General features: G+C 59.7%; 14 protein-coding genes and 2 tRNA genes. 8 read left to right on the forward strand and 8 right to left on the reverse strand.

Annotation, left to right across the window (positions count from 1 at the left end; translation table 11 throughout):
* Positions 1–128: 128 nt before the first annotated feature.
* A tRNA-Glu gene (locus HQL44_17675) sits at positions 129–204 on the reverse strand.
* Positions 205–360: 156 nt separating this feature from the next.
* Here HQL44_17675 and HQL44_17680 point away from each other — a divergent pair.
* From HQL44_17680 to HQL44_17700, 5 genes are all read left to right on the forward strand, one after another.
* Positions 361–1,845, forward strand: a complete 1,485-nt coding sequence (locus HQL44_17680) for a radical SAM protein (protein ID MBF0270414.1) — start codon at positions 361–363, stop codon at positions 1,843–1,845.
* Positions 1,846–2,056: 211 nt separating this feature from the next.
* Entirely contained in the window at positions 2,057–3,025 is a 969-nt protein-coding gene (locus HQL44_17685) for a glycosyltransferase family 61 protein (GenBank protein ID MBF0270415.1), read from the forward strand.
* Positions 3,022–4,230 carry a glycosyltransferase family 61 protein gene (locus HQL44_17690; protein MBF0270416.1) on the forward strand — a complete coding sequence of 403 codons (1,209 nt, stop codon included), beginning with the start codon at positions 3,022–3,024 and terminating at the stop codon, positions 4,228–4,230. The genes HQL44_17685 and HQL44_17690 overlap by 4 nt, the downstream gene beginning before the upstream one ends.
* Positions 4,227–5,159 (forward strand): hypothetical protein, encoded by a 933-nt coding sequence (locus tag HQL44_17695; GenBank protein MBF0270417.1) that lies wholly within the window; start codon positions 4,227–4,229, stop codon positions 5,157–5,159. The genes HQL44_17690 and HQL44_17695 overlap by 4 nt, the downstream gene beginning before the upstream one ends.
* Complete coding sequence (locus HQL44_17700) at positions 5,156–7,111, forward strand: B12-binding domain-containing radical SAM protein (GenBank protein ID MBF0270418.1); 1,956 nt, start codon at positions 5,156–5,158, stop codon at positions 7,109–7,111. The genes HQL44_17695 and HQL44_17700 overlap by 4 nt, the downstream gene beginning before the upstream one ends.
* Here HQL44_17700 and HQL44_17705 read toward each other — a convergent pair.
* From HQL44_17705 to HQL44_17715, 3 genes are read right to left on the reverse strand one after another with little or no spacing between them, the layout of a single operon-like run.
* Positions 7,098–7,991 (reverse strand): hypothetical protein, encoded by an 894-nt coding sequence (locus HQL44_17705; GenBank protein MBF0270419.1) that lies wholly within the window; start codon positions 7,989–7,991, stop codon positions 7,098–7,100. The genes HQL44_17700 and HQL44_17705 overlap by 14 nt on opposite strands.
* A complete protein-coding gene (locus HQL44_17710) occupies positions 7,988–8,935 on the reverse strand; it encodes a 1-deoxy-D-xylulose-5-phosphate synthase (GenBank protein ID MBF0270420.1) in 948 nt (315 codons plus the stop codon). Before HQL44_17710 ends, HQL44_17705 begins: the two co-directional genes overlap by 4 nt.
* Positions 8,932–9,786, reverse strand: coding sequence for a transketolase (locus tag HQL44_17715; GenBank protein ID MBF0270421.1), 855 nt, complete (start codon positions 9,784–9,786; stop codon positions 8,932–8,934). Before HQL44_17715 ends, HQL44_17710 begins: the two co-directional genes overlap by 4 nt.
* Positions 9,787–9,869: 83 nt before the next feature.
* On the opposite strand from HQL44_17715, the gene HQL44_17720 reads away from it, so the two are divergent.
* Complete coding sequence (locus tag HQL44_17720; GenBank protein ID MBF0270422.1) at positions 9,870–10,595, forward strand: NTP transferase domain-containing protein; 726 nt, start codon at positions 9,870–9,872, stop codon at positions 10,593–10,595.
* On the opposite strand, the gene HQL44_17725 is transcribed toward HQL44_17720, so the two are convergent.
* From HQL44_17725 to HQL44_17740, 4 genes are read right to left on the reverse strand one after another with little or no spacing between them, the layout of a single operon-like run.
* Positions 10,560–11,081, reverse strand: a complete 522-nt coding sequence (locus HQL44_17725; GenBank protein MBF0270423.1) for a dTDP-4-dehydrorhamnose 3,5-epimerase family protein — start codon at positions 11,079–11,081, stop codon at positions 10,560–10,562. The two genes, HQL44_17720 and HQL44_17725, sit on opposite strands and share 36 nt — an antisense overlap.
* Positions 11,078–12,097 (reverse strand): kinase, encoded by a 1,020-nt coding sequence (locus tag HQL44_17730; GenBank protein MBF0270424.1) that lies wholly within the window; start codon positions 12,095–12,097, stop codon positions 11,078–11,080. The genes HQL44_17725 and HQL44_17730 overlap by 4 nt, the downstream gene beginning before the upstream one ends.
* A complete protein-coding gene (locus tag HQL44_17735) occupies positions 12,094–13,068 on the reverse strand; it encodes a GDP-mannose 4,6-dehydratase (protein MBF0270425.1) in 975 nt (324 codons plus the stop codon). The genes HQL44_17730 and HQL44_17735 overlap by 4 nt, the downstream gene beginning before the upstream one ends.
* 42 nt (positions 13,069–13,110) lie before the next feature.
* Positions 13,111–13,683: a flavodoxin family protein gene (locus HQL44_17740; protein ID MBF0270426.1), complete on the reverse strand. Its 573-nt coding sequence runs from the start codon at positions 13,681–13,683 to the stop codon at positions 13,111–13,113.
* Positions 13,684–13,784: 101 nt separating this feature from the next.
* Here HQL44_17740 and HQL44_17745 point away from each other — a divergent pair, with 101 nt between their 5' ends.
* Entirely contained in the window at positions 13,785–14,714 is a 930-nt protein-coding gene (locus HQL44_17745) for a LysR family transcriptional regulator (protein MBF0270427.1), read from the forward strand.
* A 32-nt stretch (positions 14,715–14,746) separates the two neighbouring features.
* Positions 14,747–14,822, forward strand: a tRNA-Glu gene (locus HQL44_17750).
* Positions 14,823–14,880 lie beyond the last annotated feature (58 nt).

The raw sequence follows: 14,880 nt of genomic DNA on the forward strand, positions 1-14,880 counted from the left end.
TATCGACCGCCATGGGACCCTTCCGCCCTCTTATCGGGACAGCAACTGGGACAAACATCGGGACAGCGCCCGTCCCCTAAGATGGCGGTTTATCTAGCGTTTTGCAATGTCGGAAGAAAACGTCCCGATGGCGTCCCCTAGGGGACTCGAACCCCTGTTACCGCCGTGAGAGGGCGGTGTCCTAGGCCGCTAGACGAAGGGGACTTCGCTTGGGCTTGCGGGGCCTTGACTACCCTACAAAGCCGTGAAAAGCAAGGCCCGGTTGGAAAGGGCTTGTGGGCGGTCGGGGGCAAGGGCATATATTGAAAAGCCCCAGAAAGGGGCTGGACGTCCGCTATCGCCCAATGAAAGAATTCAGCCATGGCCGAACCCATCGACATCTTGCTCATCAACCCAGGCGATCGCAAGCAAATCTACCAGGATTTGGGGGACGAGTTCTGCGGCATCGAACCGCCGGTTTTCGCTGGCCTGTTCGCCACCTATGTTCGCCAAAAGGGGGCGTCGGCTGCCATTTACGACACGCCCGCCATGCTGGTCCCGGCCGCCGAGGCGGCACGCGTAGCGGTAGAAGAATATGCGCCACGCCTAGTGGTGATCCCCGTCTATGGCTTCCAGCCCTCGGCCTCGACCCAGAATATGGGGTCGGCGGGCAAGATCGCCCGCCTGATCAAGGAAGTGCGCCCCGATCTGCCCATCTTGATGACCGGCACGCATCCGGCGGCCCTGCCCAAGCGCACCATGCAAGACGAAATAGTCGATTTCGTCTGTGACGGCGAGGGGCCTGTCACCATCTGGAAGACCTTCGAGGCCTTGAAGGCGGGCGGTCGCGGATACGACACCATTCCCAGCCTGTGGTGGCGCGACGAGGACGGCATCATCCATGCCCCAAGCGCGCATGAGGCGCTGATCTCAAACCTGGACGGCGAAATGCCGGGCATCGCCTGGGATCTTTTGCCGATGGATCGCTACCGGGCGCACAACTGGCACTGTTTCTCGCATATCGAGCGGCGCCAGCCCTACGCCTCAATGCATACGTCCCTGGGCTGTCCCTTCCATTGCAGCTTCTGCTGCATCAACGCGCCTTTCGGCAAGCCCAGCTACAGGCTGTGGTCACCCGAAGTGGTGGTTTCCGAGATCGATTTTCTGGTCGAACGCTACGGCGTCTACAACATCAAATTCGTCGACGAGATGTTCGTGCTGAACAAGCGGCATGTGGCGGGCATCTGCGATCTGCTGGCCAAGCGCGACTACGAGGTGAACATCTGGGCCTATGGCCGCGTCGACACCATGCATGACGAGTTGCTGGACAAGCTGAAGGCGGGCGGGGTCAACTGGATCTGCCTTGGCATCGAAAGTGCCAGCGACTACGTGCGCGACGGGGCGGAAAAAGCCTTCACCAATCAGGACATCACCGACACGGTACGCCGCATTCAAGCGGCGGGCATTTACATTATCGGCAATTATGTTTTTGGTCTGCCCGACGATTCGATGGAGCGCATGCAGCAAACCCTGGGCCTTGCCCAGGACCTGAACTGCGAATTCGCCAATTTCTATTCCGCCATGGCCTATCCGGGATCGAAGCTCTACGACATGGCGGTGGAACAAGGGCTGGAGTTGCCCAGGGAATGGCATCATTTCTCGCAACACGGCTATGAAACATTGCCCTTGGCCAATCGCTTCGTCTCGGCCGCCGATATTCTGGGCTTTCGCGATCAGGCCTGGATGACCTATTTCACCGAACCGAAATATCTGTCCATTGTCCGCGACAAGTTCGGCCAGAATGTGGTCGATCATATCGGTCGCATGACGCAAGTTCCCCTGAAGCGCAAAATTTTAGGGCAGTAAGCAGGTGCAAGGCCGCATCGCGTGCATCGACGACTGGGGCAAAGGCGATAGGTACGGACATCTTCTTGCCGATATGCCAAGCCTTTGTCCAAAGGCAGCGGACCTCCCTGAAGATTGGCAAGGCTTTCCATCTAGGGCGGAAGGAAAAGTTGAAGCCGTTCTAGCCAAAGACGCAACCATCTTGCAGCAGCCCTGGCTGTACGGAAGCGCTATGGTTCTGGATTATTTCTTGCTGTCCAGGCAAGGTGAAGTGCGCTTCGACGATGCGCGCTGGGCCAAAGGCATTGCCGGGCGCTGTTTCATCTCGTCTCTGGGTGCTGATGGACAGACATGCGATCTCGCACTTGATGATTATCCGGTTTTGGCCAAGGTCGATGAAGCCTGTTTCGAGCTTGGCACGCCCAACAATTGGGGGCATTGGATTGCCGACACACTGCCTAAGCTGATGGTGCGCCAAGCGTTCGTCGAGCTAAGGGACAGACCGTTGGTTCTGGGGCCTTTAAAGCCGTTTCATCTTGAAACGCTGGAATTGCTGAACATCGATCCCAGTTCGCATATTCGCATCGGCGCCGCCGACACCCCGCGCGCCCGCTTTGAATTTTCAAACCTAGCCGTCGCCACGCCGCCCGGTTTGGTGCAATCCTACGCCTATGTGCGCCAGCTATTCCAGCCAACACAGCAGGCCAGCGCAAGCGGTGGGCCACAGCGGATCTATTTCTCCAGATCGAAGCTGACGCCGCGCCACCGCGTCTTCAACGCCGATGAGGTGGAAAGCCATCTTGAAAGCCAGGGTTTTAAGATCGTTCGTGGCGATGGGCTAAGCGTTCGCGAAACGTTGGATGTGATCGCCAGCGCCAAGATCATCGCAGCGCCCTTGGGCGCCTCTTTGGGCAATCTTGTTCTGGCCCGGGAAGATGCCGAGATCATTCAATTGCTGCCTTCGGTGATGCGCGGACAATCGCGCCATCTGGCCTTTGGCGCTTGGCTGTCTTACTACACCCCCTTTCTTGAACGCATGCAGGTGATCTGGGGAGATTTCACGGGGCGCGAACAGGCTTACGCTGCCGCCAACGACTTGCAACTGGCCGACATCCCAGCCAGTTACGATCTGCGCGAACTCGACCAAGCCATTATGCTGGCCGAAAAGCGGCTGATGCTGAAGGGCAAAGGGCTATCATGACGGCGCATCTCGCCCCGGGCAGGCTGCTTGGCTTTAGCGAATGGGGCAAGGACAAGCTGCGCCGTCATCTTGATCTGACAGCACTTGTCCCAAAGCTGCCGGATCCGCAAACGCTGCCGCGCGGCTGGGATTGCCTGATCCGAGAAGAGAGCGAGCGCTTCGCCAAGGGATTCTGGTGCGCCGAGGAAGAGAACGCCTTTCTTCTGGGCAACACTTGGCGTTATTCGCAAACCTACGACCGTCATTTCTATCCCATGTCGTCGGGGGGCGACGTGCTGTTTCCCGAACCGCATTGGGCAGAAATGTTAAAGGGGAAAAGTTTCATTGCCGACGTCGATATTGAGAAGCGGACATGCCTGATCGACATCAGCGCCTATCCGCCGATGGCGCATTGCGCCGATCCGGTTTTATATGTCGGCGGATCGCCCAATTGGGGCCATTGGATGGCCGACATTCTGGGCCGCCTGATGGCGCTGGACTATTTCCCGGACTTGAGCGGCTATCGCCTGGCCTTCGGCGGCCTTACGCAAGGCCAATCGGAATGTCTGGATCTTTTGGGCATAAGCCATGACAGACGGATGATTCTTGATCTGAAGGACAGAACCTTCGGCACTTTTTCCTTCGACCATTTGGCCGTGCCCAGTTCGCCCCCCCTGGCCATGGCCTATCCCTGGCTGCACAAAAAGATGGCTGCCGGTCTGCAGGCAAAGGCAGGACGCCAGGGGCCGGAGCGCGTCTATCTTTCCAGGCGCAGCTTCTTTCCGGCGCATCGGGTGTTCAATCAAGATGAGGTCGAGGCGCTGCTGGCAAGCCGGGGGTTCGAGATCGTTGCCGCCGAAACGCTTGGCGTCGCTGAGTTGATCTCGCTGCTGGCAAACGCCAAGATCGTTCTTTCCCCCATCGGGGCGGGGCTTGGCAATTTCCTGTTGGCCCCTCAGGACGCGGTTCTCATCCATCTGATGCCTGATTTTCTGCAGGTGGACTTTGACAAGAATGTCCTGTTTACCAATTGGATGCGCTACTATTACCCGATCAGGGACAGGTTGATCCTTGTCTTTGGCATGTTTGACGGCCAGGATCAGCAGGACTTCTCGGCGGCACATGGCATCAGCGGCCACGACAGACCGGCCCGCTATTCGCTGGCCGATCTTGACCGGGCGATCATGACGGCGGAAAAGCAAGTGGCTTGGCAGGGGAAGAAATGAGCGAAAATGTTTTGACTTACGGACCGTCTGAGATCGCCGCTCATTTCGGCGTTGCGGCCCAGGACCTGCCGCCTGCGCTGGGTCAGTTGCTAGATGAGGGCGACTTCAGATATCGAAACATCGAAGGCGCCGAGCGCGACCGGCTGATCCTGCGCATCTTGCAAGAACTGGAGCGCCCCTTGGAAGTGGCGGGCAAGCATCGCCACGCCAGATGGGAAGCGGGATGGGCCGAGAATCTGCAAGCCTTCAGGGAGTCGAACTACGACCTTTCCGCCCTGGTGCCGCGCTTCGTGCGCAAGGGTGAACCGGTGCGCATGCTGGGCGCTTACATCCAGCCCCTGTCGTCCGAGTTCGACATCGACTACATCCGCCTGATCGTGACCTGGCTTTATCACCGCCACTTTGCAAGCGCCAGCGAGATCCATGAATTCGGTTGCGGCACGGCGCAAAATCTGGTTCCCGCCGCCAAACTGTATCCTGGCCGCCCGCTTTTCGGCTATGACTGGGCCAAGGCCAGCCGCGAGATCATCGAAGAAATGGCCAAGCACCATAAGTTCAACATTCAAGGCCGCGTGCTGGACATGTTCGCGCCCGATCTCGATGTGCGTCTGGCCAAAGGGGCTGGGGTCATCACCATCGGCTCGCTTGAACAGTTGGGCACCGATTTCAACGCCTTCCTTGATTTTCTGCTGGCCCAGAATCCATGCGTCGTCGCCAATGTCGATTGCTTCAACGAGATGTATCTGCCTGATCATCTGCCCGATGCGCTGGCCTATCGATATGATCGCAAGCGCGGCTATCTGTTTGGCTGGATCACCCGCTTGCAAGAACTTCAAGCAGCCGGGCGCATCGAGATCCTTGATATGAAGCGCACCTATGGCAATCTATTCCATGATGGTCACAGCTATGTGGTCTGGAGACCGAAATGACCGCAAGGCGGCGCGTCTATTTCAACGAATTCAACCTGCTGATGGGCAATACCACCTATCTGCCTTTAGTATCGGGCTTGCTGAAGGCCTATGCGCTGACTAGGCCTGGCCTAGCCGAAGCCTATGATTTCATGCCCTTCCATTTTCATATCGAAGCGCCGGGGCCGATCGTGGCGCGCCACGACAACCCCTTCGTAGCCGCCTTCTCCCTCTCGCTTTGGAACGAGCAGCTTAGCCTTGAAGTGGCCAGAAGGGTCAAGGAGCGCCATCCCGCTTGCGTCATCGTGGTCGGCGGCGCACAGGTGCCGCATCATCCCGACGACTTTTTCAAGCGCCATCCCTTCGTCGATGTCGCCGTGCGCGGCGAGGGCGAGGAAGCCTTCGCCGACATCCTGGAGCGCTTGGCAGTTGGCCAGGACATGGAAGGATTGGCGGGAACGGCTTGGCGGGCGCTTGATGGAAGCCTTCGCGTCGAGTGCGGCGAGCGCGCCTTTCAGCGTGATCTGGACGCCTATCCATCGCCCTATCTGACCGGCCTGTTCGATTCCTTGTTTGCCGACCATCCCGACAAAAACTTCCAGGCCATCATCGAAACCAATCGCGGGTGCCCCTTCCATTGCACCTTCTGCTATTGGGGCAAGGGCGGGCTTAGCCGCAAATACCGCTATACCAGCCTGGATCGCACCTTCGGCGAAATCGATTGGATGGCGGCGCACCGAATCCGCTATCTGTTCAATGCCGATTCAAACTTCGGCATGCACAGGCGCGACATCGAGATCGCCCATAAGATCGTCGAGAGCAAGCAGCGCACCGGATTTCCCGAGGCCTTTCGCAGTTGCTACGGCAAGAACACCGACGAGAAGATTCTGGAAATCGGCAAACTCTTGCACGCGCACGGACTTGAGAAGGGCATCACCATCAGTTACCAAAGCGTCTCGCCCGAGGTGCAAAAGAACATCAAGCGCGACAATATCAAACTGTCGGTGGCTCAGGGCTTGCAGCACGCTTTCAACGAAGCAGGCGTTCCCGTCTATACGGAACTGATTCTCGGCCTGCCGGGCGAAACAAGGCAAAGCTGGATTGACGGCATCGATACGGTCTTGCAGGCAGGGCTTAAGAATCAACTGTATCTGTATATCTGCCAAGTGCTGCCCAACACGGAACTGGCCGACCCCGACTATATCAGCCGCTTTGGCATCAAGGTCAGGCGCGTGGCGGCGCATCCGGTTCACGGCAGTCAGAACGACCCTGACTGGGTCACCGAATATGAAGACATTCTGGTCGCCACCGACGCCATGCCGCAAGACGACTGGAAGCGCATGCTGGTCTTCTCCTGGCTGGTCATGCTGCTCTACAGCCTGAAGCTGGGCTTCTTCGCCCTGTCCTGGCTGCATGTGCGCCACGCCGTCCTTCATTCCGCCTTTCCGCTTTGGTTGGGCGAGCAGAACTTGGATGCGGCCAAATATCCCCTGTTTCATGGGATCGTGGAGACATTCCGCGCCAAGGTGGAAAGCCTGCTGTCGGGCGGCGGGCGTGGCACCGAGGTTGAAGGAAGCGGCGGCATCTATTGGGAGGAAGAGGAAGCGGCCTATCTCAATTTGGCCAAGGACCGCGATACTGCCTTTGCGGAATTCGAAAGCCTGCTGGGAGCCTTCCTGGAAGGGCGGGGCATCATGACAGACCCCGAAGAACTGGCCGATGCCGTGCGCTATCAGAAACTGACCACGCCCTCGATCCAGGGCGTTGCGCAACGGACCCACGACTTTGCCTTCAATTTCGGCGATTGGTTCAATGGCCTGTTCGATGAGCCGCGTCCGGCCTTGGTTAAAGGCCCGCAAACCCTGTCGGTCGAGGCGGTGGATTATCAGGGCGATCTGGCAAGGCTGGCGCGCGAAGTCTTGTTGTGGGGCCGCAAAAGCGGGCGTCTGGTCAACCAGATCAAGGTTGCTTAGCACGCCATTGTTTCAAATGCTGGCGCGCCTCTTCCTCGATGGCGAGATAGGTTGCCGACGGCGGCCCCAGCGCATCGGCGTTGTTCTTCTCGATTTCATCTAGCCGGTCGAGCGACACTTGATCGAAATAGGCTTGCCAAGCGCGGATCAACTCTTCCTCATTTTGCCGCGACTGAATGTATTTCGGCGAGCCGATCGGATAGGCCAGACGGCGCAATTTTTCCGCCATCTCGCGCCGCTCGCCCAGCATCTGGTGCGAGAAATCGAACCAGAACCTTAAATTGCGCATGCCCTGGGTACGTCCGCGACTGCCGTCCTGCGGCCCAACCTCAATGTCGATCCTGATGCGCCGCTGGATCATGGTGGCGATATTGTCCATCCAGCTGTCGGCGAACCAGTAGGGAAAATAGGGGACGACGAAGTAGCCGAGCTCTTCGAAAACGCGCGCCGTGGCGCAGATAATGGTGATGACGTTGGGCGAGGTAGGATCCGGCAGATGGGCAATGGCGATGCCATCGTCATAAGCGCCCAGGGCAAGGCGCACCTGCTCGTCCCAGCCTTGGCTGCGCACTTCGTAATCGTCGGTAAAGCCGATGAAGATGTCGCCGTCCTGCTTGGCCGCCCGCCAAACGCCGTTCCACACATCGGGCAGTTTGCGAGGCTTTGGCCCGACATGCAAATGCACCGGATAGCCGGTCAGTCGTTCCAGTTGGCCGAAACGAACCAGATTGATCGTGTCCAGGTCGTCCTCGTCGGCCGCGATCCAATGGCTGACCCGCGACTTGTCAGCCACCGACACCCCCATCCCCTGCAGCATGCGCTTCAGCTTTTCCGGGCGTCCGCGCGTTGCTGTCAGGATGGCGATGCGCCCATCGCTCATGCCTTGGCGAAGGCCTCGATGGCGGTGACGATCTGCTCCGAGCCGATGCCGTAATGGCGGTGCAGCGCATCGCGCCCGCCATAAGTATAGCAATAGCCCGTCTCGGTGGGCAGACCCAGGCGCTTTAAGGGAATGGCCAAGCCAGCATCGGCCATCGCCTCGGCCACGGCGCTGCCCATGCCGCCGGTCAGGAAATGCTCTTCCAGCGTGGCGACCTTCTTGGCCCCCTTCAGTTCGGCCAGCAGGGCGTGCGCGTTCACCGGCAGGCGGTAAAGATCGATCACGCCCGCGTCGATGCCCTTCTTGCCCAGCGTCTCGGCGGTTTCCAGCGCGGCATGGGTCATGATGCCGGTGCCGATCAGCGTGATGTCCTTGCCGGGCTTCAGCCGGGCTAGGCCGGGCTTGAAGTCGTGGCCGGGCTTGTACAGGTCGGGCAGCGTCTGGCGGTCAAGCCGCACATAGTTGATGCGCCGTTCCTTGATCGAGCTTTCGGCCACCGCCGACGCCATCACACTGTCCGACACGCTGTCGATCTCGATGACCGGGAAGGCACGCAGCACGGCGATGTCTTCCAGCATGTGGTGCGTGGGGCCGGAATCCTGATAACCGAAACCGGCGCCGACGCCGACCAGGGTCAGGGGAATCTTCATCATGCAGTTATGCACGCGCACCTGCTCCAGGCAGCGCAGCGTGATGAAGGGGGCGATGGCGTAGGCGAACACTTTTTTGCCCGCCAAGGCGAGGCCGGAGCCGATGACCACCGCATTCTGCTCGGCGATGCCCGCATTGATGAACTGGCCGGGCAGGTCGCGGCGGATGACGTCAAGCGCCGGGGCGCCCATGTCGGCCGAGATGATGATCACGTCGCGGTCGTTCTTGGCGATCTCGTAGACGCGGGTCCAAAAAGCGTCGCGTTGGGGAAGATTCGAAGTAACGGCGCTCATCGGACAAAGCTCCTTTCCAGATCGGCTCTTGCTTTCTCGACCATGGCGCCCGTGGGGGCCGCGCCGTGCCAGATGGGTTCATTGGACATGCACTCGATCCCCTGGCCCTTGACGGTGTCGGCAATGATCGCCAGGGGCTTGTCGGAACGGCGCGAGCGGGCATAGGACAACACGTCCATCAATTGGGCGGTGTCGTTGCCGTTGATGCGCTCGACCGCGAAACCGAAGGAGCGCCACTTGTCGTCCAGCGGTTCCAGCTTGATCAGGTTCTCGGTGAAATCGGTGGTGCACAGGTAGTTGCGGTCGATGATGGTCACCAGATTGTTCAGCCGGTGATGTCCCGCGAACATCGCGGTTTCCCAGATCGAGCCTTCATAAAGTTCGCCGTCGCCCAGCAACGTGACCACGATGTGGTTCTTGCGGTCCATGCGCGCAGCCATTGCCAGACCGGCGGCGACGCCGAAGCCCAGGCCCAGCGAACCGGCGGTGGTTTCGACGCCGGGCACGGTGTGTTGAAGATGGACGCCGAAAATGCCGCCCGACTGCGCAAACTTCTCAAGCTCTTTCGCGTCGAAGAATCCCATCTCGGCCAGAATGGCGTAAAGCGCCGGGCTGGCCTGACCCTTGGACAGGATGAAGCGGTCGCGCCCATCCCAATCGGGCTTCTTGGGATCAACCCGAAGAATGCCGCCGTGATACAGCGCCACCAGGATTTCCACGCAAGACATGCAAGACGTGACGTGTCCCGTCTTGGCCTTGATGCAGGTTTCCAGGATCAGGCGTCTTAAATCTTCGCTTTTCGCCACCAGATCGGGGGCTTGGCTATTCGAGCCAGCAGGGCTTGGGGACATGGTCCAGCCTTCTCCTTCTAAGAACAGATGGCGGCATGGTAAAGCAGTTCCATGCGCCAAGCAATCCAGGCTAGTCTAGGGTTATGACGCCGACTGCCATTATTCTGGCCGGGGGCAAGGGCACGCGACTGGCCCATGTGCTTCCCGGCCTTCCCAAGCCCCTGGCCCCCGTGCTGGGACGCCCGTTTCTGCTGCATTTGCTGGATTCGCTGGCGGGCAATGGGGTGGCGCGCGCCGTTCTGTCCCTGGGTTACGAGGCGGGCCAGATCGAGCGGGCCATCGCGGGGTATGATCGCCTGCGGCTTGACTGCGTGACCGAATCGGAGCCGCTGGGAACGGCGGGAGCCTTGCTTCACGCTTTGCCCAAGGCGTCGGGTGACTTGCTTCTGGCCTTGAACGGCGACAGTTTCACGCCCTTCGACCTGCTAGGCTTCCTGCGCTTTCACAAGCAAGGCGGCTTTGGCGCGTCGCTGATCGGCGTTGAGATGGCCAACGCCTCTCGCTTTGGCCGTCTTACCCTGTCGCCCGACGGCAAGGTTGGCGCCTTCCTGGAAAAGCAGGCAGGTGGCGGCGGGATCATCAATGCCGGCATTTATCTGATCGAGCGCGATCTGCTGCAAGCCCTGCCGCAGGGCAAGGCCTTGTCCTTCGAAACGGACGTTCTGGAGCCTTTGGCGGCGCAGGGGCGACTTGGCGCTTTCGTCGTTCCCGGCCCGTTCATCGACATCGGCACGCCCGAATCCTATGCCCAGGCCGACTTGTTCTTTGAAAATCTAGATAAAGGCGGCTTGGGCGTCGCGGGCGGATAGTACCGGATTGCCGATCGGCCAGAAAATCCCCAATTTCGGATCGTCCCAACGCAAGGTGAACTGACCGGCGCGGTTGTAATTGCTGGTCTGCTTGTAGTGGAAGATCGCCATCTCGGACAGCACCAGATGCCCATTGCCGTGCTTGGGCGGAATCAGCACTTGCAGGCGGTTGGCGTCGGACAGGGTGAAGCCCTGCCAGCGGCGAAACTGTGCCGAGGCGGGGTCGTTGTTGATCACCACCAGATAGAAGCGTCCATGCAGGCACGACACCAGTTTCCAGGTCTCCTGGTCGCCATGAATGCCGCGCAGCACATGGCGCTCCGACCAGGAAATGTCGTCTTGGCGGAAATCCTGATCGATACCAGCCGCGTGGTAGATTTCACGATTGTAGGTTTCGACATAGCCGCCCCTGAAATCCTCGAAGATGGTGGGCGGGGTGACCAGAAGCACGCCGTCCAGTTCCGTCTTCTCCACCTTAAGCGTCATGGCCGCGTCACTCCCAGGCTGGCATATTCCGGATCGTAATGGATGATCGAACTGCCGTTCCAACTGAAGCGGAAAGGCACGTTCAACAGGTCGATTAAGGCCCATTTGACGTCGGCCCGCTTTTCGGGCGGCACGAAAAACAGCATGAAGCCCGATTCGCCAGCGCCCAGCAGCTTGCCGCCCAAAGCACCCGCCGCCCTGGCCTTGTCATAGATGCCGTCGATGATGGGGTTGCTGACCTGCGGGCTTAGCTCGCGCTTTAAGCACCAGCCTTCATGCAAAAGCCTGCCGAAGGCCGACAGCGGGCCATCGCCTCTTAGAATGTCGATCGCCTCATTCACCATCGCATGCATGCGGTGCAGATCGTCTTGGTGTTTGGACAGATTGGCCACCACCGTTTTGGCGATTTCCGAGGCCAGTCGGCTGGTGCCGGTATAGAACAGCAAGAGATGCGATTCCAAATCCTCGATCCGTTCGCGGGGCAGGATCAAGGGTTCTGCCTGGATGGTGCCGTCCTTGCGAAACTCGATGCGGTTCAACCCGCCATAGGCCGCCGCCATCTGGTCTTGCGAACCGACGGTTTCTTGCAGCACCTCTTGCTCCAGTCGGATGGCCTCAAGCGCCAGGTCATGGCGCTCGGTCATGCGGCCTTGCAGAGCATGCAGGGATTTCAGCAGCCCGACCGCGAAGGACGAACTGGACCCCATGCCGGTGCGGGCCGGAAGATCGCCCTGATAATGCACCTCGACGCCCCTGGACTCATCGAACCCCAATTCGGACAGGGCGCCCCGCACCAGCGGGTGCTGGATATCGCCAACCTCTGCCACGGTTTCTATTTTCGACCAGACCACGCGATGCTTACAGTCGAAAAAGGGGGGGAGATAGCGGCAGGTGACATAGCAATATTTGTCGATGGTCACCGACAAAACGCTGCCGCCATGCTTGAGGTACCAGGAAGGATAATCCGTGCCGCCGCCGAAGAACGAGATGCGGAAAGGCGTTTGCGCAATGATCACGCCATGCGCTCCCGCTTGATCTCGTTGCGGTGATAATCCAGCAGGTCGCCCAGCGTCTTTTCCATCGAAATGACGGGCTGCCAGCCGGTCTCGCTGGTGAATTTGGAAATGTCGGGCACTTGCAGCGTGACGTCCGAGGGGCGCAGGCGGGCCGGATCGACCTCGTGCGCGACTTTGCATTTGGCCATGCCCTTCAGGCATTCCAGTATTTCACCCACGGTTACCGTTCGGGTGCCGCCGATGTTGTAAACATCTCCGGCCCGGCACTTTTCAAGCAGCAGCCAGTAGGCGCGCACGGCGTCGCGCACGTCGGCGATGGTGCGCACGCTGTCCAGATTGCCCACCTTGACCGGACCCTGCTTGATGCCCGCCTCGATTTCGGCGATCTGTCGCGCGAAAGTGCTTTCGGCAAACACCACGCCGCGCCTGGGGCCGGTATGGGTGAACATGCGCGTGCGGATGGTCTGCAACTTCCAAGACAGGAAATATTGATAGGCCAGCATGTCCTCGCCGACCTTCGACACCGCATAGGGGCTTGCCGGGCGCAGCACATTGCTTTCCTTGATCGGCAATTCGCTTTCCAACACCTGGCCGTACACTTCGGAAGACGAACAGATATGGATGCGCGGGTCCAGCCCCGCCAGCCGCACAGCGTCCAGCAGATTGGCCGTGCCCACCACGTTCGAGGTCAGCGTATCGGCGGCGGCGTGAAAACTGACGGTGACGTAGGATTGCGCCGCCAGATGGAAAATCCAATCCGGCTTGCAGTCGTTCAGCACCTTGACCAGCGAGTTGAGATCACGCAGGTCGCCCAGATGCAGGCGCACCTTGTCTTGGATGTGGCGGATGTTGTCGAGTGGGCTGCGCCAACGCGCCAACCCATGGATTTCGACGCCGGGCTTTTCGGCCAGGATATAGTCGGCCAGATGGCTGCCCACCATGCCGGTAATGCCGGTAATCAGAACGCGCAAGCGACGGCCCCCCCAAATGCTGAGGGGGCCATGATACAGAGATTAAGCCTTGTTGGTCCAGCGCTTGGCGGCCAGGGCCACCCGCTCGCCCAGCAATTCGGCGGTTTTGAGGTCGGCGGGCGGCGGCGCCAGTTCGGGAGGGGCGTCCGAATTGGATTGCGCCATGGCGCCCAGGAAGCTGCCCAGCCGGTTGACGTCCTCGACGCTGCCCTTCGAGCTGTTGTTGCCCGGCATCAGGCCGGTGCCGACCCAGACCATGCCGTGCTGGGCGGCAAAGACCGCCAGTTGGATCAGGCTGTTCAGCTTGTCGCCGCTTTGGCTGGCCGAATTGGTGAACCCGGCGGCGATTTTGTCCTTCCAGGCCAAGCTGAACCAGGCTTTGGAACTGGCGTCCATGAAGGCTTTGAAGGGGGCGGAAACGCTGCCCATATAGGTGGGAGCGCCGAAAATGATGGCGTCGGCCTGGGCCAGATCGTCCCAGTGCTTGTCGGCGTCGGCGACCCCGATCAATTGCACCTGAGCGCCGGCGACCGATCCGGCCCCCTTGGCGACGGCCTCGGCCTGCTTGGCGGTATGGCCGTAGCCCGAATGATAAACGACGGCGATCTTGGTCATGGGGTGACTCCTATGGGTTGAATGCTCCCTTCAGATAGACCTGGGCGCCCTGAGAAACAATCCAGCTTGAATTCAAAATACTGTTGCATATGATGAAACATATGGACCGTTTAACCGCCTTGCGCAGCTTTTTGGCCGTTTGCGACACTCGCAGCTTTTCCGAGGCGGCGCGCCGCCTTGGCCTGTCCAAGTCGTTGGTCAGTCGGCAGATTTCCGGGCTGGAGGGCGAATTGGGGGTGCGGCTGATCAGCCGCACGACCAGGCGTTTGTCGTTGACCGAAGCCGGTCAGGCCTATGCCGAACGCTGCCAGCGCGTTCTGGCCGACCTGAAAGAGGCCGATCAGGCGGTCAGCAATCTTCAGATCAAGCCGACGGGGCGTTTAAGGATCACCGCCCCCATGTCCTTCGGCACTTTGCATCTGGCACCGGCCTTGCCGCGTTTCGTTGAAACCTATCTTGAGATCGAGCTTGATTTGTCCCTGTCCGACCGCATCGTGGATGTGATCGAGGAAGGGTTCGATCTGGCGGTGCGCATCGGCCGATTGGCCGAATCCTCGCTGATCGCCAGGAAGCTGTGCCCAATGCGCCGGATCGTTTGCGCCAGTCCCGACTATATAAGAAGCCACGGCGCGCCTAGTCGGCCCGAGGACTTGGCGCGCCACAGTTGCCTGTCGCATTCCGAACTGGCTATGCAGGAATGGCGCTTCGTTGACGAAAAGGGCCACCCGGTGCAGATGGCCGTGCGCGGGCCTGTACGGGTCAACAATGGCGAGGCCATGCGCCATCTGGCCCTGGCCGGGCTGGGCATCGTCTATCTGCCCACCTTCTTCATCGGTCCCGATCTAAAGGCCAAGCGTTTGATTCCATTGCTGGAAGCCCATACGCCCCAAGACACGGCCCTTTACGCCGTCTATCCACATTCCCGGCATTTGTCGCCCAAGGTGCGGGCTTTCGTTGATTTCATGGCCCAAACCTTCACTTCGCCGCCTTATTGGGACGAAGGCCTTGATTTCGGAGCCGGACCAGGGTAAACCCTGCCTTCCCTTATGGGCACCCCTCTTGCGACCCCATCGTCTAGAGGCCTAGGACACCAGCCTTTCACGTTGGTAACACGGGTTCGAATCCCGTTGGGGTCGCCATCAAGACATTTTCTCCTGACACTGAAAAGCGCTTATAGACACCAATGTTGCAGGACAG

Source organism: Alphaproteobacteria bacterium, assembly GCA_015231795.1.
GTDB lineage: Bacteria > Pseudomonadota > Alphaproteobacteria > Rhodospirillales > WMHbin7 > WMHbin7.